The organism is Natranaeroarchaeum sulfidigenes (assembly GCF_017094485.1).
GTDB classification, from domain to species: Archaea; Halobacteriota; Halobacteria; order Halobacteriales; family Natronoarchaeaceae; genus Natranaeroarchaeum; species Natranaeroarchaeum sulfidigenes.
This window is the reverse complement of record NZ_CP064786.1, coordinates 963,076-985,503: the sequence shown is the minus strand read 5'-3', so window position 1 is coordinate 985,503 and position 22,428 is coordinate 963,076. Positions and strand designations below refer to the sequence as shown.

Below are 22,428 nucleotides of genomic sequence, written 5' to 3'. Positions count from 1 at the left end.
ATGCGCTCTACTACCATACGTCCGGCTCTCACAGCAGGTGTCTGTCTCGTCGCCTTCGGCCTCGGGGCGGCGACGATCTCCGATCCGACCGACGCCGCCGCGACGGCCGGTATCGGCGGCGCAGTACAGCTATCGCTACCAGTATCTTCGACCCTCGTCTTCGGGGTTCTCGCCGTGCTCGTGGTGGGGCTCACAGCCGGGGTCTATTTCCTCGGTGACGGGCAGGCCTCTGATATGTCGGTGGGCAAGGCAGTCCCGTTTCTTGCCGGGGTTCTCGTGATCGGCACGATCGGAGCAGGGCTCTTTCTGGCCGCCGGCGGGGACGGCGAAACCGCAGCGGAAGGACTCGATGGAATCGGCGAGGTCGCCCCGGATCCCGGTGTCGAAGACGCCGCCGAAGAAGCCGAACCCGAAGAAGGTGGTGGCGGCAGTCCGGTTGCGACGATCGTCCTGATCGGGTTGATTGCGCTGACTGCGCTCGGAGCCTTCCTGTACTGGCTCCGGCGGGGTGGCGATGAATCGACAGAAACTGTCGACCTTGATCAGTCGGACGAGCAAACAGAGGAGATGCAGCTCGGCGAGGCCGCAGGTGAGGCGGCCGATCGAATCGAGCAATCGGACAGGGAGTTCGAAAACGAGGTCTATACCGCGTGGAGTGAGATGGTCGATATCGTCGATCTCCGGGACCCCGAGACGAGCACGCCACGGGACTTTGCCAGCGCCGCGGTCGACGCCGGACTGGACCGCCAGCACGTCGATGCGCTCCGGACCGTCTTCGAGGAAGTCCGCTACGGCGAGCGCGCCGTGACGCCCGAGCGCGAGCAACAGGCCGTCGAGGCGCTTCGGCAGATCGAACGCGCGTACGGGGGTGAGTCGGAATGACGACCATCGAGCGCCGTATCGGCGTGGGACTTGGGGTGGTTATCGCCGCGCTGGGTGTCGCGACGTTCTTCTCACCCGGCCTCGGTGCGATGTTCTCTGCCGACGAGTTCCTGCTCACTATCGTCGGGATCGCCGCTCTGGGTCTGGGCGTCTACATCGCGCGGGACCGCTGGTTTATGGAGCCCGGCCACGCCCGGACCGGCGATCCCGAGCTGATTCAGGGCATTCCGACACCCGGCGAGGGGTTCGACCGTGCCCTGCGATCGGCTTCGTCCGTCCACGAGATCTCCGGGCGTGAGACGGTCACCGAGCGCCTCGAAGCGGTCGGTGTCACTGTCTTGCAGCGACGACGTGGATACACCGAATCCGAGGCCCGCGAACGCCTGGAGAGCGGCGAGTGGACCGACGATCCGGTCGCCGCGGCGTTTTTCGATGGCACGGGATGGGCTGCGTTCCCGCTTTCATTCCGGCTGCGGGTTCGTCTTGGGGAGGAATCGCGATTCGGGCTGAAGGCGCGCCGGGCCGCGGAGGAGCTAGAACGGATCTGGACGAGAACGGAGGATACCGATGAGTGAATCACAACAGGTTCCCACAGGCAGAAACGAAGCGGCGGAGACGACGGATACGACAACTGAAGCGGACGACGGAGCGGCGGAGCCAGTCCGTACGGCTGCTGACTCCCACCAGGACGTCCTCCGGCAGACCGGTCGCTGGGCAGGGATCACCGCGCTTGCGCTCTTTGGTATCGCGTTTGGCGTGTTTGCCCAGAACCCCGCCGCGTTCCTCGCGGGGGTCTTCGGCGTCACGTTCGCCGCCTACGCACAGGCTGGCAGTGCGCCGGAGTCGGAGCTCCATCTCCATCGTGAGTTCGAGGACGACCGACCGGATCCCGGAGAGGAGATCGAGGTTACCGTCTCGATCGAGAACGTTGGCGAGTCGAGCCTACCCGACGTCCGGATTGTCGACGGCGTGCCGGGCCAGTTACACGTCGCCGAGGGGACGCCCCGCCACGCGGCGGCGCTCGATCCCGGCGAGCGGGCGACGTTCAGCTACACGATCACTGCCGAGCGAGGTGCTCACGAATTCGAGCCGGCACAGGTGCTCGTCCGTGGCTTCAGCGGTGCAGTCGAACGTGAAACACGGGTACAAGACGAGAGCGAGCCGCTCGTCTGTACCCCCGGCTCCCTCCCACCATCGACGAACCTCTCGCTGCAGCCGCTAACGACGCCGTACTCCGGCCGTGTCGAGACGGACATCGGTGGCGATGGGCTGGAGTTCTTCGCTACCCGGGAGTACCAGCCCGGCGATCCACTTTCGCGGGTCGACTGGAACACCCGCGCCCGGACGGGCGAACTTTCGACACTGGAGTTTCGCGAGGAGCGGGCGGCGTCGGTCGTCCTGCTGATCGACGTCCGAACCGAGGCGTGGTGTCGGCCGACCGAGAGCGCATCGAGCGCGGTCGAACGTTCCGTCGAGGGCGCGATGCAGTCGTTTTCCTCGCTCATCGATGCCGGTGACCGGGTTGGGATCGCCGCGCTCGGGACGACCGAGTGCTGGCTCCCGCCCGGGAGCGGGGGAGATCATCGTACGCGGGCCCGAGAGCTGTTCCAGACCGAGCCGCTGCTGGCACCCGATTCGGTCGACGATCTGATCGAGCGCCCGATCAGCGTCGCCGCGCTGCGCCAGCAGCTACCGAGTCACGCCCAGATCATCCTCTTTTCGCCGCTCGTGGACGATCTGGTCGTCGAGCAGGCGAAACTACTTGATGCCAGCGGGCACTTGCTGACCGCGATCAGCCCGAACCCGACGACGACCCGGTCGACCGGCGAATCGGTCGCCCGGATGGAACGTGACCTCCGGATCGCCGATCTTCGACGGTCGGGCTTGCGTGTCGTCGACTGGGCGTGGGAGGAGCCGCTCGTCACAGCGATTTCGCGGGCCGGCGCGAGGTGGTCGGCGTGAGCCCCGCAGTCGATCGATCGCCGACGAAACCCGGAGCCGCGATCTCGCTCGCCGCGGGGATCCTCGCGGTGGCCGTCCTCGGCGTCGCGATGCCGCCCTCGGCCGGGCTGACGATTCCCGGCGTCGCGGTAATCGGCGCGGGACTACACTACGGTCGAGAACGCTTCGTCACCGGCGGCGGCGTGCTGTTGTTCGCGGGGGTTCTCGTGGCCGGGGTCGGTGACGCGGGAGTCGGACCGACCCTGATCGGGGGCGCGCTCTCGGTGCTCGCCTGGGACGCTGCGGTCAACGCCGTCGAACTCGGCGAGCAGGTCGGTTACGAGGCCGAGACACGCTCGGCCGAACTCTCACACGCCGCCGGGACGACCGCAGTCGGCTTCGGGACCGCGGTTGCTGCCTACGCGCTGTATGTGCCTTTCGAAGGCGGCCGACCCATCGTTTCGGTCGTCCTGCTGACCGTGGCAGCCGTGCTCCTCGCGTCGGCGCTCCGGGTCAGCTCGCCGACATCAACGAACACCCAGTGATCGACGCAGTCAGGTCCGACTTTTATAAAACGGTCTGTCAGTCATTACAGTATGGGACAACTGAACTACGTCGACAGTGACGACCTCCGGGACTGGCTCGACGAAGTCGAGAGCAAGGAGTCGACGCTGTTCCTGATGATTGCGATCGCATACGACGAAGGGGCGTCGGTCACCGAGCTGGCGAGCTGGTACGATCGTCCGAGCGACGAAATACAGGACTGGATCGACCGGCTCGAATCCGGGCCGATCGTGCTTCCGGTGGCCGAACGAGAGGGTGTTGCGTTCGACGAACTCGCAGACCGGTCGGGGCTCGGGCGAAAGACCGTGATCGACTGGTTTGCCTCGCTCGAAGCGAAGCCGATCACCCAGGCAGCAAATATCGTCCACCGGTACAGCCAGGAGGACACGGGACCGCTGATCGCCAGCACCGAATCGCAGGTTCAGTATCTCGATTACGAGGCGATCGAGGAGCGCGGCTGGTCGATCGACGACGATGATCTCTTCGAGAAGGCGTCGAACGCGGACCTCGACGCAGGCGAGTATGGTCGGTTCCTTGTCGAGCCGGGGGAGACGATCCTCGAAGCCGCCGAAAATCGGGGACTCTCATGGCCCTACGCTTGCCGCGGTGGAGCCTGCGCGAACTGCGCGGTGATCGTCAAAGAGGGCGACGTTGCCATGCCCGGCCAGACGATTCTCAGCGGTGATCAGGTGGAGCGGCTGAACGCGCGGCTCACCTGTGTCGGTGTACCCGCAACGGCGGAGCTCAAACTCATCATGAACGTCCAGTTCCTCGACGAACTGGAGGAGCTTCGACTTCCCTCGCCGATGGCAGAGTCCGACTCTCCGGTGTGACCGTCCCTGCGGCCAGCGCCTCGAATCAGTCCCTTTTTACTGGCAGAGAGGGTACTCGACCTATGAGCTACGAAGAAGACGATAGCGTCATTCTGCACGACGAGCACAGCGAGTACGACGGTGAGGAAGGGACGGTCACACAGGTCATGGAGACGATGTTCGGCGACGAGACCTACACCGTCAGCTTCGAGGACGGCCAGGAGACCGGCATCTCCGAGGATTCGCTGGAAGCAGCAGAGTAACCTCCCGATGGCGAGCGTTCCGTTCCACTACATCGACCTTCGCACGTTCTGTTACGCGACGGAGGACGAAAAGCGGGTCACCGAGGCGCTCCAGTACTATCTCCCCGAGGAGTTCGAGGTGGACCGCGCCGAAAGCGAGGGCCACTACGGCGACCGGATCGTCGTGCTTTCCGCCCGGGTCGAAACCGCCGACGACATGCGTCACGTCCTCCGCCGCGTCGCAGAGCTCGACGACGTGGATCGGTTCCTCGACGAACTCGACCAGCGCGTCGACGAGAACTGCTCGCTATTTCTGAGTCTCGACAAACAATCCGCGTTCAACGGGACGGCGGCGGTCGGCGACGGGATCACCCTCCGCGCGAAAGTCGAGGCGTACCCCGCAAAGAAGGCCGCGGCCGTCGAGAACGCCCGCGAAGCGATCGAGGGCGTCCGCGACGACGCGTTCTGAGGGCCGCTTTCCTTGCCGGTCTCGACGTCGAAACACAACTGCAAAGAGCCGCCGCGCCGGTTTTCGTTCTATGTACGAGGCGGTCCACGCCTGGCCAGACGGTGACTCGACGGTCGCGCGGCTGGCCGAAACGGCGAGCGAGTACGGCTACGACGGGATCGTCGTCAGGAACGCCCAGGAGGCCGGTCGGGACCGTGCTTCGTTCGCCGATATTCGAGATGAAACCGGCGTCGATATCGTCGCCGCAAACCAGATCACGAGCGACGACCCCCAGCGAGCCAGCGGCTTCGTCGGCAACTACCGCGAGCGGGATCGGCTCGTCATCGTGGGGGGTGGCACGAACGCGATCAACCGCTTTGCGGTCGAACAGGAGCGCGTCGACGTGCTCGCTCACCCGATGCGTGGCGATGGTGATTTCAACCACGTACTCGCCCGCGCTGCACGGGACAACGGCGTCCGGATCGAGTTCGACCTGTCCCCAGTCCTCCGGACGACCGGCGGTGAGCGAGTCCGGGCGCTCAAGTCGCTCCGAAAGCTCCGCGAGCTCGTCGAGCAGTACGATGCGCCGTTCGTGGTGAGTGCAACGCCCCGGTCGCACCTCCACCTGCGCGCACCGCGGGAACTCGCCGCCGTCGGGGAGACCATTGGGTTCGACCCCGAACGGATCGAGGCGGGGCTGGCCGAGTGGGACCGACTGATCGAGCGCAACCGGGAGATCCAGTCCGAGTCGTTCATTGAGCCGGGGATCGAACGTGGAAGATATGACGAAGACGCCTGACGATCACGGCGAGCGATTCGACGAGATCGCCGCGGAGTACGACGAGGATCAGAGCCCGGAGTATCGTGCATGCGTCGAGCTCGTCGTCGAGCACGCCGATCCGGACGGCGAGGAGACGCTTCTCGACCTCGGGGCCGGTACCGGCGCGATCGCGCTTGCGCTCGCCGAGGACGCGGGGCGTGTGCTCGGCCGGGACGTCAGCGAGGGGATGCTCGAACAGGCTCGCGAGAAGGCGACCGAACGGGAGATCACGAACATCGATTTCCGCGAGGGACGCTTTCGTGAGCCGAACGTCGACGGGGAGGTCCACATCGTCACTTCGAACTTCGCGATGCATCACCTCTCGGACGAGGAAAAACGCGAGGCAATCGACGTGATCGCCGGGCTTGGGCCACGGAAGTTCGTCCTCGGCGACGTGATGTTCTTTGGCGAACCCGACCCCGGGGAACCGTTCTACAGCCCCGAAGTCGACGACCCGGCAACGGTTGGACTGCTCGCGGACGCGCTAACCGACGCCGAATTCGCGCTAACCGCGGTCGAACCGGTCCACGAACAGGTCGGCGTACTCGTCGCAGAACGATCACACGGAGACGGCGCGCAATGAAACACCTCCCAAAACATTTCCGTCCACGCTGGCGCTATCTCGCCGTCGTGCTGGAGTCGTCACCGGAAGCCAACCTCTCTCGCGGCGCGTTTCAGCGCGAACTCTGGTACGCCGCTCAGAACCTCGTCGGGGACGCCGGAAGTGCCGATTCCGATCTAACCGTGCTCGACTTTTCGTTTGCGGAGGGCAGGGGGGAAACCGTCGTCCGCGCCCGACACGGACACGTCACCGAGGCCCGTGCCGCGCTTGCCTGTATCGACAGTATCAACAGTCACGAAATCGGCGTACGCCTCACCGGTATCAGTGGCACGATCCGTGCCTGTGAAGAAAAGTATTTAGGACGAGGGACGGAAGTTTCGGACGAGAGAAACGTCGTGTTCGACGGCGAACGACGATCTGCGGTCATCCGCGACGAGCTGGTGGATGTCGCGGTCGGCGGCTCGCACGTCGGCGCGATGACACTCGATTTACAGTGATACTATGCAGGGACAAGCCCAACAGCAGGCCTACGACCGAGGGATTACGATCTTCTCCCCGGACGGACGGCTCTATCAGGTAGAGTACGCCCGCGAAGCGGTCAAACGCGGCACAGCTAGCATCGGCGTTCGGACCGAGGATGGTGTCGTTCTTGCGGTCGACAAACGCATCCGGTCGCCGCTGCTCGAAGGAACCAGCGTCGAGAAGCTCCACAAGGCCGACGACCACATCGGCATCGCCAGCGCAGGGCACGTCGCCGACGCCCGCCAGCTAATCGACTTCGCGCGCCAGAACGCCCAGACCAACCGCCTTCGCTACGGCGAACCGGTCGGCGTCGAGACGCTCACGAAGGAGGTCACTGACCACATCCAGCAGTACACACAGGTCGGTGGCGCACGTCCCTTCGGCGTCGCGCTGATTATCGGTGGCATCGAGAACGGCGAACCGCGCCTCTACGAGACGGACCCCTCCGGGACGCCGTACGAATGGAAGGCGCTCGCAGTCGGTGCCGACCGCGGCGACATCCAGGAGTTCTTAGAGGAGAACTACGACGGCGGCGACAGTCTGGACGACGGCATCGTCCTGGCGCTCGAAGCACTCGCCTCCGTGAACGACGACGAACTGAACCCCGAAGGACTCGCTCTGGCGACGATCGAGACCGAGACCGAGGAGTACGCCGAACTCGATACCGACGAGATCCGCGAGTATCTCGACGCCAACGACCTGCTCGCTGGCGAGGACGAAGACGAAGAAGACGAAGAAGACGAAGAAGACGACGAGGAGTAAGCCAGTCCCCTCGACGGGCCTTTCTTCCCTTTCGACCGACCGCCGTGGAGCCACAGCGATATCTCCGGTCTCGTGGATCCGACACAGTACGACGAGCAGCCCTCGATCGGCACAATGTGTAGAATTTGTAGGCTGCATACAGATAGAAATCACAAGCAGTCGCTGGAATTTCTACAATGTTCGCCTTCAGTTCACATCCGCCTCACGTTTCGCGACGGTCTGGACTACCCATCCGGTCGAGCAGCGTCCGCCGCCCTCGTTCGAGCCCGAGGCCGACGGCGAGCAGGATCAGTCCACCGACGACGAGTGCGATCGCGCCGGAGAGCGCATCCGCCACTGTCGTTCCCAGAAACGACAGGACGACGAGCAGGAACGCCAGCGCGGCGATGTTCACGAGCATTGGCTCACCGAACCGGTAGCTGACGGTGACGCTGGCGAGCACCAGCACCAGCGCGAGCAGATGCGCGAGCAGTGCGGTGGCTGTCGGCTGCAGGTCCGCAACCGCCAGCGTGGGTAAAACCACGAGTACCAGCGTTGCGAGGCCAGTCCAGAGCGGCAACGCGACGTTCTCGCTCGTCCGGCTATCGAGCGCCCCTCGCCCGGTTACTGCGACGGCACCGACCCCGACGGCGAGGATCACGGCGTCCATCTCGGGCGCCGGACCGAACCGCCCGCCCGTGCCAGCCAGGACGATCGTGGTCCCGAGCGCCCCTGCAACGCCGACGAATCGGTAGGCGACCCCGACCGCTGTCCCGCGCCGCCAGATCCCCAGCGCGAACAGGACGACGCCGTAGAGGCCGATCACGACGGCGGGCTCTGCCGTCGTTGCTGTGCCGAGTGTCGCCGCGCCGACCGCGAGGCCACCCGCGGTAACCAGCCGGGACGCCAGCGCGTGGCCGGTCGGTACCGCAACGGCTGTCCAGCCAAGCAACAGCCACGCCGGATCGACGTCCAGCGCGAACAGGTCGGCAAGCGCGAACAGCGAGACGCCGACGAAGCCCGCCCCGAACACGAGCAGCGCCAGCCCAACACGCGGGTACTGCCCACGCTGGAGCCACACGCCGCCACCGTAACCAGCGGCGGGGATCCCAACCAGCAGGAGTGCACGAAGCGCTCGTGGGATATCGGCCCAGTTCGCGGTGAGATACAACAGCAGTCCCGCGCCGACCAGCACCGCTCCCATCACCGACAGTGCGGTGATCAGGCGCGAGGCCCGATCCTCGGGCTCGTGGTGATCGAGGATCGCCTCGGCTTGCTCCCGTGTGATGATGTCGGCGGCCACCCAGTCCTCGACCGCGTCTTCGAGGTCGTCGCGGTCCATACTTTGACGGGTTCACAGTGAGCGGTCATAAACTTCGTGGGGGCGCTCACCCGCATCTGCTGCGCTCGCGTTCGACGTCGTGCTCCCCGTAGAGCTCGATATACAGCACATCCGCGGTCTCCCGATCGGCACACGAGATAGAGTAGCCGAACTCGTGTTCGTGGCCCATATGTGTGACAGAAACCGAGTAGCTGGTCCCGTTCGTCCCCTCGAATACGTCCGGTTCGACGACCTCTGTCGGCTCGGGACGCGTCCCGGCATCGATCTCGTAGGTGTCCGCGAACACCGACTCGCCGTCCTGTTCGATCTCGACTGTGGCCGCTGTCTGCTCTTCCATGCGATTGAGCAGTATCAGGTCGCCGGTTGTCGCGGTGTGGGCCGACAGGCAGCCAGCCGACAGCGACGCAACTCCACATGCGCTCAGAAGCTGTCGCCTGGTTGGCATAGTCGTCTGTTCACGATCGGTTGATATGTGTCTTGGGACGCCAGCGCGTCGCTGCGAGAAGACGGACTGGAAGCGATCCAGTCGGCCTGCCGCTGTCCCCAGCCCGTACCTGGTCGGTCTGTTCAATTTTCCTCTGGCCACCCGCCCAATGGCGTCGCACACGCCCAGTTCTGGCCATCCTTGCTGTCCAATTCGTCCTGTGACTGAAAGAACCCGCTGTTCTCCCAGATCTCACCGGATACGATCCCGTCGCTTCCGATTTGCACAAAGAAGTGTTCCATCCGCGGCGTCACACTGACAATAGCCTCATGGGACGTACTCACGTTACTGGAGTTGGTTTCAAGGACAACTTCGTAGTCCTGCAGCTCGTTGGGGCACTCCAGTCCGGGAGCACGGAGCATCTCGCCCTTTCGACCAACGTACTCACCGCTCGAAACGGATTCGACCTCATTCAGCCAATCCGTGGGCTCGACAGTAAGCTCGTCCGTGATTACTGCCTCTCCGCCGTCCTCTGCAATCGTGACGCTCACGTCGACCGCGTCATCGGTCTGGTTGCTCACCGTGAGTTCTGGGGGTTGCCCTCGTGTTGGTGTTACCTCCTCGAACGTCAACATCGTCTCGCCCCGCCCGAGAAATGAATCATCCGCGTGGACGTGATGCTCGTAGTAGCGGTTCTGTTCGGTATCCCACAGGATCGAGTCCTCGGCGACGATTTCCGGGTATGTAAGTTCATCTGCGGTGTATTCGCCGTCTCGCAAAGCGGTTTCAATCTCAGTACTGACCTCCGTCGGGAATTCATACAGAGGAATGAACGAAGCCGTACACCGGTCGTACCCGAGATTATCTACTCCGTCACCCCCAGACAGCCCGCAGTTGTCGTCGCACATCCAGTTGTTGCGGCGGAGAGAAACGCTCGCCGGTTCATATCAGAGCCTGATTGTTGTATAATAAATGCTTTCTGGTGGTTCAAATGTGCCGGTATCGAACAAGCACGGGATACCCGTCGAATGCACTCACGTCGCACCCATCACGGAAGCGGCGGCAATCAGCCGCGTGGACCCGTCTCACTCTCGTGGTGCGAGAGAATGGAATCGGCCTGTTCTGGAGTGGTACTGTCTATAGTCAGCCAGTCGTCAACCGTGTTTTTAGGGTCCATACGCTGGTACAGGCCGTTATATTATCAGCAAACTTATTTTCCGTCTCGAACCCACGTTGCCATCTGTCGGCTGTATGCATCGTACACTGCGAGTCCGGTTTGGAGTGTTTCGTATACTTCCCCAGCATCGACATGTCCGTACTCATGGGCAAGGACGTTTCTGAACCCGATAGCGGACACAAGTGTGGTCGCTGTCTCCTCGTCGATAACGCCCTCTTGAGACAGAATGTGGACTGCTTCTTTCGCAGTGCTCCCGTCGTACCCGAAATCGCGCGTCGCGATATGTTGAGCCAGATCAGAACACGCCTGAATCGCGTTCTCGAACATTCGCTCAACGGCGCGCTGTTCGGTCGTACTTCGAAGGAACTCTTCGCGGGACAGCGTTTCTTGCTTCTCGGATAATTCGCCGTGATACTGTTCGATCTGCTCAAGCTTGATCGAAACAACTCGTCTGTCAGCCACGCAGTCCGTCCTCCGCGATTCGATCGATCACAGCACGCTGCTCGCGACGTATAGTGTCACGGTTGGCAGAGAACGCCTCCTCGGTGTCCGATTTAAACTGCTCGAACGCGTCCTCGTCACCGCAGACAAATGTCCCGTTAACCGCGTCATGTGCAACATCAAGCGACAGCGCTTCGATGTCGGAGACATCGATAAATGGGAGCTCCTCTCGCTGAAGATTTCCCGACAGGAAACATCGCTTGTCGAACCGATCACCCTCAGTAAGACCGTCGGAAAACTTGACGGCAAGATCGATATCAGACGCCTGGGTCGTCTCACCCGCGCTCTGGGAACCGAACACGATAGCGAACTCGACGTCGGCGTCAGCGCACACTGACGCTTCGAAGGCAGCGATCAGCTCCGAATCCACGTTGCCCCCGTCCATATGTAAATCGACGGCGTATCGTCACAAAAGAATTCCGCTGCGTAGACTATCTGGTCGAACAGGACCGACACTGAGTGTAACTCGAAAGAACAGTCGGAATAGGATTTGAACCACGCGAAGACGTGCTCGCTTCGCTGCGACTCAACTCCGCTCGTTCAGTATCCGCTCACAGCAACTGCACTTGTCCGAGTCGAGAACTGGCCGCGGGACCGGATTTGAACAACGCGAAGACGTGCTCGCTTCGCTGTGCGCGTCTTCTCTCGTTCAAATCCGCTCCTGCTCCCTCACTGCAAACTGCTCGCTACGCTCGCAGTTTTTGTTCAGTGCGCGGGACCGGATTTGAACCGGCGGACCCCTACGGGATAGCGTCCTAAGCGCTACGCCTTTTCCTGGCTTGGCTACCCGCGCGCTACCCGATATTCCCGAAGTAAAAACAAGAACCTGTCGTTCTCAGTCCGGATCCTCGTCGGTCGATTCCTCGTCGTCGTCACCATACCGGCTCCGCAGGGAGTCCAGTTCGGAGTCGACGTCGACCTGCACCGGATCGTCGTCCTCCCCGGCGTCTTCCTGCTCGTTGCGACGCGCTCGCTCCTGTTGCTCGTCTACCCGTGCTTCGGCATCCCGGACCTGCTCGTCGAGGTCGTTCCGGAGTTCGCGGGCTTCGGTAAGGATTTCGCGGGCCGTTTCGTCCCGCGGGAGCGCGCCCTCGTCGACCGCGCGCTGAAGCTCGGCCAGTGCGTCGTCGAGCCGGTCGAGACTCTCCTCGCCGAGGCGGGTGGCGGCATCCCGCGCCTCGCGGCCGCGGCGTTCGGCCTCGCCGCGGAGCTCCTCGCCGCGCTCGCGGGCCTCGCGTTCGGCCTGTGCGACCGAGATGGCGCGCTGGAGAGCTTCGAGAATACGGATATTCGCCTCCAGCACGGCGATCGCGGTCGGGATCGCAACGTCGTCGGCGAAATCGAGCAGTTCTCGCGGAGAGGGCGGGCGAGGGAGCCCGAGCGGGCCACGCCGTGGCCGCGGCCGTGGTTCGACCTCCCGGCGGAGGTCACGGAGGGTATCGGCCAGCTCCTCGGCGGTTCGGGCGAGTTCCTCGTCGGGGGCGCTGTCGCTCATAGCGTCGAGTTGGTGTGCCGCCAACAAAAACGGGGTGGTCGTGGCGTTACTCGTCTGCGTCCTCGACCGGAGCGCCGATGAGGCCGTCCACGTCGGCGTGGCTCGCAAGCAGTTCGCCCATACGGTCGACCGTCTTTGCGTCACGGGTTCGGCCCTCGCTGACGACGCCCTCGGCGCGGTCGATCGCGGTCAGCGTGTCGGTCTGGAGCAGGAGGATCGGGACGCCCTTCTCTTCTGCCTTGCCGATGACGGCTCCGGTCGGGCGGTGGCCGCCGGTGAGGATAAGACACTCGATACCGGGTGCCTGCAGCGCGGCAGTCTGGACGTCCGAGCGGTCGCCGCCGGTGATGACCGCGGCGTCGCGTGTACGCCGGAAGTGACGGAGCGCGGCGTCGCTGCCCATCGCCCCGACGCTGAAGCGTTCGACGTAGGCATCGGTGTCGGCGTTGGTGAGGATCTCCGCACCGAGTTCGTCCGCGAGATCAGCGACCGTGATCCCGGCGAGGTCCTGCTCGCGCGGGAGCACGCCGTGAACCGAGATGCCCTTGCTTTCAAGGAACGGTGCCGCGTCGGTTTCGAGGCTATCGAAGGCGTCGTCGGTGACGGCGTTGAACAGGACGCCAGCGAGCCGGTCGTCGAGCTGCCGTGCGGCTGCAAGTACCTCGTCGACATCGCCCGCCGTCTCGTAGCCGCCAAGCAGGAGCACTTCGGCGTCTAGCAGTTCGGCGACGTCGGCATCAGTCAGGTCGACGATGCCGCCGGTCGTCAGCGAGCCGCCGCCCTCGACGATCATCAGATCACGTCCGGCCGCGAGCGTCTCGAAGTGTTCTTTGACCTGCGTCTGGAGGTCGCTGGCGTCTTCCTGGCCGCGGATGACCTGCTCGATGAACGTCGGCGAGTAGACGACGGGTTCGAGCTCGTGCATCTCCGCGTCCATCTCCAGCAGCTCGCGAGCGAGCATCGGATCCTCGTCGAGCGTCTTACCGACGCGGGAACGGAGCCGCGTCCCTTTTGGTTTCATGTAGCCGACGTCGAGGCCGCGCTCCTTGGCGAGCATGCCGAGCGCGATCGAGACGGCCGTCTTGCCGGTGCCTTCTTCGGTCGAGGTTACGAGTAGCGTCTTCGTCATAGTTTATCAGTGTCCACGGTCAGTTGCAGGTCGATCGCCGTCGCACCGTCCGGTCCCGCGACCAGCGGGTTCACGTCGAGTTCGAGGATCGCCGGGAAGTCGGTCGCCAGCTGTGAGAGGCGCTGGAGCGACTCCGAGATGGCGTCCGTATCCGCCGGCGTGCGCCCTCGCGCCCCGCGCAGCAGCGGCGCGGCCTGAATGTCGTCGATCATCTCGTCGGCCTCCGGTTCGCTGATCGGTGCGATCCGAACCGTCGTGTCTTCGAGCACTTCGACGAAGATGCCGCCGAGGCCAAAGAGGACCATCGGGCCGAACTGCGGGTCGCGGTTGAGGCCGACGATCGTTTCCGTCCCATCATCGAGGTCGACCATCTCTTGTACCTGGATCCCGATGAGGTTTGCGTCGGGCTGGTAGTTTCGCGCCCGCGTCACGAGATCCTCGTAGGCGTCCGCGACGTCCTCGGTTTCGACGCCGACTTTTACGCCCCCGATGTCGGACTTGTGAAGGATGTCGGGGCTGACGATCTTCATGACTGCGGGGCCGTCGATCTCTTTGGCGACTGCCTCCGCCTCCGCGGGCGAGTCGACGACGTCTCCCTCGGGCGTCGGGATGCCGTAGGCATCGAGCAGATCCATCGCCTCGACACCGAGACGGTTGTCGTCGCGGGCTTTCGCACCTTCGAGGATCTCTCGTGCGCGCTCGCGGTCGACATCGAAGTCGGTCGGCTCCTCGTGGCTCGTCCGGCTGATGTCCCGATACTCGGAAAGCGCGCCGATACTCCGGATCGCACGCGCCGGATCGAAGTAGTTCGGGACGCCGTTGTCCTTGAGTTTTTCTGCGGCCGCTGCGGTACTCTCCCCGCCCATCAGTGCGGAGACGATCGGCGTCTCGTACTCTTCTTTTTTCTCGCTGATAACGTCGGCGAGATTCTCGAAATCGAGGACGGCGGTCGGCGCCGCGACGACGATCGCGGCCCCGACACCGGGATCGGTCAGCGCGGCGTCGAGGGCCTTCTCGAACCGACTCGCGTCGGCGTCACCGAGCACGTCGACCGGGTTGTAGATGTTACCCTCGTCGGGGAGCATCTCGCCGTACGTTTCCAGCGTCTCGTCGGAGAAGCTCGCAAGGTCGAGCCGCGAGTCGCCGATCGCGTCAGTGGTCATCACGCCCGGACCGCCCGCGTTGGTAATGACCGCAACGTCGTCGCGCTCGGGGAGTGGCTGGCCCGAAAGCATCCGCGCGTAGTCGAACATCTCCTGGACGGTCTCGACGCGCAGGACGCCCGCCTGATCGAGGCCTGCCGCGTAGGCCTGTTCGCTCCCGGCGATCGTCCCGGTGTGTGAGGAGGCCGCCTGCGCACCGGCTTCGGTCCGGCCGGATTTGACGAGCACAACCGGCGTGTCGTCGGTTACCTCCCGCGTGGTGTCGATGAACTCCCGACCGTGATCGATCCCTTCGAGGTAGCCGATAATCACGTCGGTGTCCGGGTCGTCACCCCACTCGTTGATGAAGTCGGACTCGTCGAGGACGGCCTCGTTACCCAGTGAGACGACATCTTTGAATCCGAGGTCCTGATCGTTCGCCCAGTCCAGCACTGCTGTAATGAACGCACCGGACTGGCTCATAAAGGAGATCGATCCCTCCTGTGCGTTGTCCGGGCCGAAGGTGGCGTTCATACCGTTCGGCGTACTCATCACGCCGAGGCTGTTGGGGCCGACGAGGTTGAGATCGTACTCCTCGGCGACCTCGATCAGATCGCGTTCCCGTTCGGCACCTTCGCTGCCGGTTTCGCTGAAGCCGGCGGTGATAACGACGACGTCGTCGACACCCGCCTCAGCCGCTTCCCGCACCGCATCGATGACGATCCCTGACGGGACGACCACTACAGCCAGGTCCGCCGGTGGCGCCGCCGCCACTGATTCATAACAGTCCAGTCCCAGCACCGCATCACGGTTCGGGTTGATTGGAACGACCTCGCCAGTGTAATCGGCCTGGAGGTTCGTCAGGATTGCCCGCCCGACGGATCCCTCCCGGTCGGTTGCACCGACGACGGCTACACGCTCCGGCCCGAACAGGTCCGATAACGCTCCCATCGCTACATGAATCTAAATGTATCCACCGGTAAAAACTGACTGACATCGTGCGGGGTATAAAGGACCTCCTCATGCAGCCAAAACAATATTCGTGATAATTACCGATCTGTGTATAACGGTTACACACATCCCATCGCCGCTGTCACCGCATCGTCAGCGTTGCAGACCGATCCGAAAAGGCGACGGCAATGAGATAAATCAGGATTGCGACCACGATCACCGAGCCGCCGGAGGGGAGACTCGCCCAGATCGCAAAGCCGATCCCACCCAGAATCGACGCCTGCCCGAACAGTACCGACAGGTACAGCGTTTCCCGGAAGCCGCCAGCGACCTGCGAGGCTGCAGCGACTGGAATGACCAGTAGCCCAGCTACCAGAATCACGCCGAGAATCTGCATTGCCCCGACGACAACGACAGCGGTCATCGTCACCAGAAGCGCGTTGTACCACGAGACATTAAAACGTGCAACGCGGGCGGCTTTCTCGTCGAACGTGATGAAGAGGAACTGCTTGTAGTTGAATACAACGAGGGCGGTAACGACGACCGAAAGGACGGCGACGATCTGTGAGCCCTGTGCGGTGACAACCGACATATTCCCGAACAGTAGATCCTCGATCTCGATCGGGACGGAAACGAACTCCCGGCCCCAGGAAATAAGCAGTGTCCCGACGGCGAAACTCCCGGTGAGCACGATCGCAATTGGTACGTCGCCGTAGCTGTCCGTGTGCTGTGTCAGCCACTGTAGCCCGAGCGCTGCGGCGACACTCACGATCAGAGCGACGACCAGCAACTGCCCTCTCGATCCGGCGAGACCAAACAGTCCGACGACCACGACGCCGATGGCGACACCGGCAAACGCGGTGTGAGCGAGTGTCTCACCGATCAGCGCCATCTGTCGATGAACGAGGTAGGTTCCGACGAGTGGGCCGACGATCCCCACCAGGACGCCAGTCGCGATCTGTCGCCACATGAACGGATGCTGAAAGACGTTCGTCCCGAGGTAGTAATCGAGCCACTCGCCAAGGATCAGGAACTGGGCGAACGCCGTCCCGGTGAACGTGCCGACAGTCCCCGGTGCAGCCCGGAGCCAGTCGACGGTAACAAAACCGATCATTCCGATTCCCAGAAGCGCTGTGAGGACGAGCAGTACCTCCTCGATGCGTTGTCGGGTCGGCACACCCCCTGCACGCAGTGACTGCTCGGTCCGCTCATCTGCGGTATCCGTGCTCATGGGTGGTTGTGATCGAGGACGCCGGTCGATTTTCCGTACGCTTCCGAGAGGGCATCGCTCTCGATGAACGACACCGTATCGCCGTGATGGTACAGCTCACGGTTGATACAGGCCACCTTGTTGACGTGTTTCGTCAGGACGTCGACGTCGTGCTCGATCAGGATGATGGTGATCCCCTGCTCGTTGAGATGGTCGAGCAGGTCGTAGAACTCAGTTCGCGAGTCGGCGTCGACGCCGACGGTGGGCTCGTCGAGTGCGAGCAGATCGGACTCGGAAGCCAGCGCACGAGCAATAAAGGCACGCTGGCGCTGGCCGCCGGAGACCGCGCTGATCGGACGGTGTGCGAGGTCGGCGATATCGACCGTCCGAAGAGCGTCGTCCACGATTGCGTGGTCTTCGTCGCTCAGTCGGGAGTGCCCGACGTGGGCGAACCGCCCCATCAGCACGGTTTCCCGGATCGTCACCGGCATCGCACCGCCGCGGTCGGTCGAGCGCTGGGCGACGTAGCCGAGGCGTTCGCCCTCCTCGAATTCGGCCGCCGGTTCGCCAAAGAGTCTAATACTTCCACTGTCGGGCTCTGCGAGGCCGATCATCAGGTGAAGCAGAGTCGTTTTGCCCGAGCCGTTCGGGCCGATCATCCCGAGGAAGTCCCCAGACTCGACTGACAGCGATATGTCTTCGACTGCCACAGTCTCCCCATAGGAGAACGTCACGTCCTCCACGTCGACGACCGTCGTCATCTATGCACCGTTACCAGCAGACTCGGTTTTACTCTTTCCATCGTATCACGCGTCGAGTGCCGCCCGGAGCGACGGCAGATTGATCTCTTCCATCTGTTCGACCCAACCCCAGCCGTTTTCGGACCACTCCGCAGTGGTGCCTTCCGCGGGCGTCAGGGGCTCGGCGTCCTCGACATCGCTGTTCTCGAAGATCGTTTCGACCATCTGGGGGTACTCCTCGCCGGGATCAGACACCTCGAAGGGATCGTAGAGTACGGTATCGATGCCTTCCGCATCGATCAGTTCGAGGAGGTCGCCGATTTCGTTCGACGAGACGGACGCATCCGGCGAAACACCGGTCGGCGTCACCAGCTCGAAGTCATACCGCCGTTCAACGTACTGGAACGAGTCATGCCCGGCGAAGACGGCGACGTTCCTGTCAGCATTCTCGGTCAGCTCCTCGAACTGCTGATCGACTTCGGCGAGGCGGTCGTTGTACGCCGCAGCGTTTTCCTCGTACAGGTCTGCGTTATCGGGATCGAGCTCAGCGAGCTCGTCCGCGATGGTGTCGACGACGCGCTGGGCGAGGACCGGGTCAGCCCAGACGTGCGGGTCGTGGAAGTCGTCCGCGCCGTCGCCTTCGTACTCCTCAATGACCTCGACCGTGGACGGATCGCTCTCGGTGTCGTGGACGAGTTCGTCGTCCCCCCAGAGCTCGATGACGACGGCTGTTTGTCCAAGCTCCTCGCCGTGGAACTCCACGTGATCGCCGTGTGACTCGATGCGGACGGGGGTCTCGTCTTCGCCGTCGGCGATCCGGGCGTCGAGCTGGTATTCCTCGTCCTCGCCGAGCGGCAGGACGTAGCCCTCGTCGTCCTCGATTACGACGCCGAACGGAACGCTGTCACCGAGTTCGAGGTCAGGCACACCACCGTGCCAGTGGTTGTCGTGCCAGTAGCCCAGCCGCTGGTCAGATCGAAGGTCGATGATATCGTACTCGTTGAGGCGGAGGCTCTCGGGCGGGAACTCCCGGCCGTAATCCGGCTCTGGTATCGGGTCGTCGTCGAAGCCGATCAGGAACGGTTCGAGCCCCAGCATCGCGTCGACGACCCGGACATCCTCGTAGTCGCGTTCGAGTTCGGCGGCGACGTCCTGTGCCCACGAGAACTCGGGGGTGTCGAAGTACAGAAACATGTTCGTCGCCGCGATCTCCCGCGCCAGATCGCCGTCGGGACTCCATCCGTGGCCCATCGATCCGGTTTCGACGGGGTTCTCGAAGGAGAGTTCGTCACCGCTTATTTGTTCGGCCCAGTCCCACAGCGCGAAGAAGCTCGCGTATCCCCCGTTACCCTCTTCCCCGCCGAGCGGGCTATCGAGGCAGCCAGCCAGAGTGCCGAAAGCAGCAGCTCCGGCACCAGCTTTGAGAACGGAGCGTCGTGTCTGTTGCATACGCTGTATTTTGTTAGTGTTGCGTAAAAGGATTGTTATCTGGAAGTGTGTTTTTAATAATCTCGCTGCAGTCGATTACTCCGCGTGCAGCTCGGCGACTGCACGGCCGTGGTCGAGTTCGACGATGGCGTATTCGTCGATGCCGGCACAATCTTCGACGCCCGTTTCGGAGTGACCAGCGTGGCCCTCAGCGATTTCGACGGAGCCACCGGCAGTGAAGAAGGCGAAGGTGTCGCCGTCCCCGTGATCGTGGTCGTCGTCGTGATCGTGGTCGTCGTCGTGATCGTGGTCGTCGTCGTGATCGTGGTCGTCGTCGTGATCGTGGTCGTCGTCGTGGTCGTGATCGTCGTCGTGATCGTGGTCGTCGTCGTGATCGTGGTCGTCGTCGTCCCCAGCTTCGAAGGCTACGTAGCCGGTATCGCCTTCGATGGACACATCGAACGGCTGGTGAGTATCGGACACGACCGGTGCGTCTTCCGGTGAGTCAGCCGCTTCGATCGGATCCTCGTCATCGTACTCCATGTGACCACAGGCGTGATCGATCTCGTCGTGCGAGAGGCCGTCGTCGTGGTCGTGATCGTCGTCGTGATCGTCGTCGTGGTCGTGGTCGTCGTCGTGATCGTCGTCGTGGTCGTCGTCGTGGTCGTGATCGTCGTCGTGGTCGTCGTCGTGGTCGTGATCGTCGTCGTGATCGTGACCGCCCACTCCTTCGACGAGGAACGTCACCGAGGCTGCGGCAGCCCCTCCATTCTCGTCACCGTTTTCGTCACCGTTCGCCCCTGCCTCATCGTCGTCCCCGAGACAGCCAGCGAATGCGCTTGCAGTCAGTAGTCCACCGGTACTCGCGAGCAGACGTCGTCGTGTTTGCTCCATACACGCATCAACGGTAGTCGCATACAAATATGTTATTATATCAGTAGGAGTCATTAATAACAAGTGCCACAACAGGGGCGAGATATAATAATATCTTGCGTATCACTGTACGATAATCGTGCCGAACATACCCTGTGCCTCATGGGGCTCACAGACGTACTCGTAGGTACCCTCCACCTCGAACGTGTGTTCGTACTCGAACCCCTCGTCTTCGATTTCGTCGTAACCGTCCCAGCCGTCATCAGGCCCCTCGACCAGCGCCAGGTTGTGTGTATCGGATTCCCAGATGAACTCGACCGTTGTCCCGGCGTCGATCGTTAGCTCCTCCGGCTCGAAGATGTTCTGACCGTCCGGCCCAACGAGGACAGTCGCTGTACCGTCGTTATCTGCGGGTTCGTCGGCTGGCTCTTCACCGTTATCAGCACACCCCGCCAGAACTCCAGCGACGCCGACCGCGCCTGCTGCTTTGAGATACGTTCGCCTATCGATCGTGGATCTTTCTGTCATAATCGAGAGAACGTAAGCGCCGACCGGAGAAAAGGCTGATTAGCAGCTTTAATACTGGATAGTTGTCGGATAGCTACTGACCGTCGGCTCCGAGTGATGCACCGCCTGCCGGTATCGCAGTGGGGTCGTCGTACGGGGTCTCGTCTTCGGCATCTGCTTTCTGGACCGTGGGCTCCCAGACCGAGTCGATCAACAGTCTCACGTCGTATTCGACGACCTGCGAGAGGTCGAGGGTGTCGGTGAGGATCCGGTGGATCTCACACTCGTCCACCGTCGCCCGCGCGACCACGTGTGCGTCCGCGGTTGCGTACACGTGATCAACGCTTTCTAGCGGGGCGAGTCGATCGATGACATCGTGCACCGTTCCTGGCCGGAGATGGAGGTCGACGAGAACGCCGACGCCCTCGCTGATCTGTGATCGATCGAGATCGAGCGTAAATCGGCTGATAACCCCGAGCTCTTCGAGACGGTCCACGCGATCGGAGACGGTAGGCGGTGAGACACCGACCTGCTCGGCGATGTCGTTGTACGGCCGACGGGAGTTCTCGGTCAGTAGCTGCAAGATATGTAGATCGGTCTCGTCCAGTTCGACCATACCAGTTCTTGTCGGTATCCGCATAAACTACTTTCGACATTGTTTTCCTGATTTTTATCAATAATCTACAGACCACTGGACGAGATCACAGGGCTGGCGATACAGTACTACGTCCCTGTCGCCGCCATCGCGACTAGTAATTCGACTCCCCATGCTTCGATAGGGAGACCGGGCTCGTTTCCCGAATTCCTGGCTACTATCAGAGTAGTTTTACTTTTCTGTCGCGCGTATCTCCCCAGGCGAGTCCAAACGGTATATATTAGCGGATACATTACGGGCTTGCAATGGAAGGTGGTTCGGCCGATGTGTTCACCGAGCTAGGAACGATCGGTATCGAGGAGGAGTTCTTTGTCGTCGACGACCGAGGTCGACCGACCTCGGGGACGGACGAGCTCGTCTACGAGACTGATCCACCAGAGATTCTCGACGGACGACTGGACCACGAACTGTTCAAGTTCGTCATCGAGACCCAGACTCCCGTTATCAAGGGGATCGAGGACGCGCCTGAGACCCTCCACGAAATCAGGTCGGCACTGGTCGAACACGCTGCCGAGCACGGTTACGGGATCGCTGCCGCCGGGCTTCACCCCACTGCGAAGTGGCGTGAGCTCGACCACGCCGAAAAACCACGATATCGGGCCCAGCTGGATCGGATCCAGTACCCACAGCACCGCAACACCACCGCGGGACTGCACGTCCACATCGGTGTCGACGATGCCGACAAAGCGACGTGGGTCGCAAACGAGGTCCGCTGGTACCTGCCGATGCTGCTGGCACTCTCGGCGAACTCGCCGTACTGGAACGGCTACGATACCGGGTTGCAGTCGGCAAGGGCGAAGATCTTCGAGGCGCTGCCGAACACCGGGATGCCGACCGCGTTCGACGATTTCGACGAATTCCGGGCGTTCGAGGAGACGATGATCGAGACGGACTCGATAAACGACCGGGGAGAGCTCTGGTACGACGTCCGTCCTCACTCTGAACTCGGCACGGTCGAGATCAGAACGCCGGACGGACAGGCCGATGAGGACTGTATCATGGCGTTCGTCGAGTACGTCCACGCGCTGGTGATCGACCTCGCGGAGCGGTACGAGGACGGCGAGCCCGGTACACCGATCCGCCGGGAACTGCTCGACGAGAACAAGTGGCGAGCCCTGCGATACGGCCACGACGCCTCGTTTATCTCCCCCGACACGGAGGGCACGGTGACACTCGGCGAACTGGTCGAAATCGAGTGTGATCGACTGAACGTGGACGGGCTCCGCGACCTCTACCACGCCGAAAGCGGGGCATCGAAACAGCGCCGGCTCCGAACGGAGAAAGGTATCGACGCGCTGTGTGACTCACTGTTGCTCTGAG

Annotated in this window: 26 protein-coding genes and 1 tRNA gene; 12 read left to right on the top strand and 15 right to left on the bottom strand. The window is 62.7% G+C overall.

What is annotated here, in order from left to right; all coding sequences use genetic code 11:
- The 11 genes from AArcS_RS05140 (at nt 1) to psmA (ending at nt 7,555) form a co-directional block, all read left to right on the top strand.
- On the top strand, nt 1–882 hold the full coding sequence (locus AArcS_RS05140; RefSeq protein WP_238479415.1) for a DUF4129 domain-containing protein: 882 nt from the start codon (nt 1–3) through the stop codon (nt 880–882).
- Complete coding sequence (locus AArcS_RS05135; RefSeq protein ID WP_238479414.1) at nt 879–1,457, top strand: DUF7269 family protein; 579 nt, start codon at nt 879–881, stop codon at nt 1,455–1,457. Before AArcS_RS05140 ends, AArcS_RS05135 begins: the two co-directional genes overlap by 4 nt.
- Nucleotides 1,450–2,844, top strand: a complete 1,395-nt coding sequence (locus tag AArcS_RS05130; RefSeq protein ID WP_238479413.1) for a DUF58 domain-containing protein — start codon at nt 1,450–1,452, stop codon at nt 2,842–2,844. The genes AArcS_RS05135 and AArcS_RS05130 overlap by 8 nt, the downstream gene beginning before the upstream one ends.
- Entirely contained in the window at nt 2,841–3,368 is a 528-nt protein-coding gene (locus AArcS_RS05125; RefSeq protein WP_238479412.1) for a DUF7519 family protein, read from the top strand. The genes AArcS_RS05130 and AArcS_RS05125 overlap by 4 nt, the downstream gene beginning before the upstream one ends.
- A 51-nt stretch (nt 3,369–3,419) precedes the next feature.
- Complete coding sequence (gene fer / locus AArcS_RS15900; RefSeq protein ID WP_375139633.1) at nt 3,420–4,220, top strand: ferredoxin Fer; 801 nt, start codon at nt 3,420–3,422, stop codon at nt 4,218–4,220.
- A gap of 62 nt (nt 4,221–4,282) precedes the next feature.
- A complete protein-coding gene (locus AArcS_RS05115; RefSeq protein ID WP_238479411.1) occupies nt 4,283–4,462 on the top strand; it encodes a DUF1918 domain-containing protein in 180 nt (59 codons plus the stop codon).
- 7 nt (nt 4,463–4,469) lie between these two features.
- A complete protein-coding gene (locus tag AArcS_RS05110; RefSeq protein WP_238479410.1) occupies nt 4,470–4,910 on the top strand; it encodes an RNA-binding protein in 441 nt (146 codons plus the stop codon).
- A 70-nt stretch (nt 4,911–4,980) separates the two neighbouring features.
- Nucleotides 4,981–5,688 (top strand): RNase P subunit p30 family protein, encoded by a 708-nt coding sequence (locus AArcS_RS05105; RefSeq protein WP_238479409.1) that lies wholly within the window; start codon nt 4,981–4,983, stop codon nt 5,686–5,688.
- Nucleotides 5,672–6,292 (top strand): class I SAM-dependent methyltransferase, encoded by a 621-nt coding sequence (locus AArcS_RS05100; RefSeq protein WP_238479408.1) that lies wholly within the window; start codon nt 5,672–5,674, stop codon nt 6,290–6,292. The genes AArcS_RS05105 and AArcS_RS05100 overlap by 17 nt, the downstream gene beginning before the upstream one ends.
- Nucleotides 6,289–6,768 carry an Rpp14/Pop5 family protein gene (locus AArcS_RS05095; protein WP_238479407.1) on the top strand — a complete coding sequence of 160 codons (480 nt, stop codon included), beginning with the start codon at nt 6,289–6,291 and terminating at the stop codon, nt 6,766–6,768. The genes AArcS_RS05100 and AArcS_RS05095 overlap by 4 nt, the downstream gene beginning before the upstream one ends.
- Before the next feature lie 4 nt (nt 6,769–6,772).
- Nucleotides 6,773–7,555 (top strand): archaeal proteasome endopeptidase complex subunit alpha, encoded by a 783-nt coding sequence (gene psmA, locus AArcS_RS05090; RefSeq protein ID WP_238479406.1) that lies wholly within the window; start codon nt 6,773–6,775, stop codon nt 7,553–7,555.
- A 202-nt stretch (nt 7,556–7,757) separates the two neighbouring features.
- Here psmA and AArcS_RS05085 read toward each other — a convergent pair whose 3' ends face one another.
- The 15 genes from AArcS_RS05085 to AArcS_RS05015 all read right to left on the bottom strand — a co-directional run bounded on the left by AArcS_RS05085 (nt 7,758) and on the right by AArcS_RS05015 (nt 21,069).
- Nucleotides 7,758–8,876 (bottom strand): DUF2157 domain-containing protein, encoded by a 1,119-nt coding sequence (locus AArcS_RS05085; protein ID WP_238479405.1) that lies wholly within the window; start codon nt 8,874–8,876, stop codon nt 7,758–7,760.
- Nucleotides 8,877–8,922: 46 nt separating this feature from the next.
- Nucleotides 8,923–9,321 carry a hypothetical protein gene (locus tag AArcS_RS05080; RefSeq protein ID WP_238479404.1) on the bottom strand — a complete coding sequence of 133 codons (399 nt, stop codon included), beginning with the start codon at nt 9,319–9,321 and terminating at the stop codon, nt 8,923–8,925.
- Nucleotides 9,322–9,443: 122 nt separating this feature from the next.
- Nucleotides 9,444–10,079: a hypothetical protein gene (locus AArcS_RS05075; protein ID WP_238479403.1), complete on the bottom strand. Its 636-nt coding sequence runs from the start codon at nt 10,077–10,079 to the stop codon at nt 9,444–9,446.
- Nucleotides 10,080–10,510: 431 nt separating this feature from the next.
- Nucleotides 10,511–10,939 carry a type VII toxin-antitoxin system HepT family RNase toxin gene (gene hepT / locus AArcS_RS05070; RefSeq protein ID WP_238479402.1) on the bottom strand — a complete coding sequence of 143 codons (429 nt, stop codon included), beginning with the start codon at nt 10,937–10,939 and terminating at the stop codon, nt 10,511–10,513.
- Entirely contained in the window at nt 10,932–11,363 is a 432-nt protein-coding gene (locus AArcS_RS05065) for a nucleotidyltransferase domain-containing protein (RefSeq protein ID WP_238479401.1), read from the bottom strand. The genes hepT and AArcS_RS05065 overlap by 8 nt, the downstream gene beginning before the upstream one ends.
- Nucleotides 11,364–11,687: 324 nt before the next feature.
- Nucleotides 11,688–11,771, bottom strand: a tRNA-Leu gene (locus AArcS_RS05060).
- A 42-nt stretch (nt 11,772–11,813) separates the two neighbouring features.
- The gene (locus tag AArcS_RS05055; RefSeq protein WP_238479400.1) at nt 11,814–12,473 is read right to left on the bottom strand and encodes a DUF7547 family protein; all 660 of its coding nucleotides are present in this window, start codon (nt 12,471–12,473) and stop codon (nt 11,814–11,816) included.
- Between the two features lie 46 nt (nt 12,474–12,519).
- Nucleotides 12,520–13,602 (bottom strand): phosphotransacetylase family protein, encoded by a 1,083-nt coding sequence (locus tag AArcS_RS05050; protein ID WP_238479399.1) that lies wholly within the window; start codon nt 13,600–13,602, stop codon nt 12,520–12,522.
- Complete coding sequence (locus tag AArcS_RS05045; protein WP_238479398.1) at nt 13,599–15,695, bottom strand: acetate--CoA ligase family protein; 2,097 nt, start codon at nt 15,693–15,695, stop codon at nt 13,599–13,601. Before AArcS_RS05045 ends, AArcS_RS05050 begins: the two co-directional genes overlap by 4 nt.
- Nucleotides 15,696–15,837: 142 nt before the next feature.
- The gene (locus AArcS_RS05040; protein WP_238479397.1) at nt 15,838–16,926 is read right to left on the bottom strand and encodes a metal ABC transporter permease; all 1,089 of its coding nucleotides are present in this window, start codon (nt 16,924–16,926) and stop codon (nt 15,838–15,840) included.
- The gene (locus AArcS_RS05035; protein WP_238479396.1) at nt 16,923–17,666 is read right to left on the bottom strand and encodes a metal ABC transporter ATP-binding protein; all 744 of its coding nucleotides are present in this window, start codon (nt 17,664–17,666) and stop codon (nt 16,923–16,925) included. Before AArcS_RS05035 ends, AArcS_RS05040 begins: the two co-directional genes overlap by 4 nt.
- Nucleotides 17,667–17,711: 45 nt before the next feature.
- A complete protein-coding gene (locus AArcS_RS05030) occupies nt 17,712–19,094 on the bottom strand; it encodes a metal ABC transporter substrate-binding protein (protein WP_238479395.1) in 1,383 nt (460 codons plus the stop codon).
- A 75-nt stretch (nt 19,095–19,169) separates the two neighbouring features.
- Entirely contained in the window at nt 19,170–19,967 is a 798-nt protein-coding gene (locus AArcS_RS05025) for a hypothetical protein (RefSeq protein WP_238479394.1), read from the bottom strand.
- 102 nt (nt 19,968–20,069) lie between these two features.
- Nucleotides 20,070–20,474 (bottom strand): plastocyanin/azurin family copper-binding protein, encoded by a 405-nt coding sequence (locus AArcS_RS05020; RefSeq protein ID WP_238479393.1) that lies wholly within the window; start codon nt 20,472–20,474, stop codon nt 20,070–20,072.
- 73 nt (nt 20,475–20,547) lie between these two features.
- Nucleotides 20,548–21,069, bottom strand: a complete 522-nt coding sequence (locus AArcS_RS05015; RefSeq protein WP_238479392.1) for an Lrp/AsnC family transcriptional regulator — start codon at nt 21,067–21,069, stop codon at nt 20,548–20,550.
- Between the two features lie 284 nt (nt 21,070–21,353).
- Here AArcS_RS05015 and AArcS_RS05010 point away from each other — a divergent pair, with 284 nt between their 5' ends.
- Entirely contained in the window at nt 21,354–22,427 is a 1,074-nt protein-coding gene (locus AArcS_RS05010; protein ID WP_238479391.1) for a glutamate--cysteine ligase, read from the top strand.
- Nucleotide 22,428: the final 1 nt, after the last annotated feature.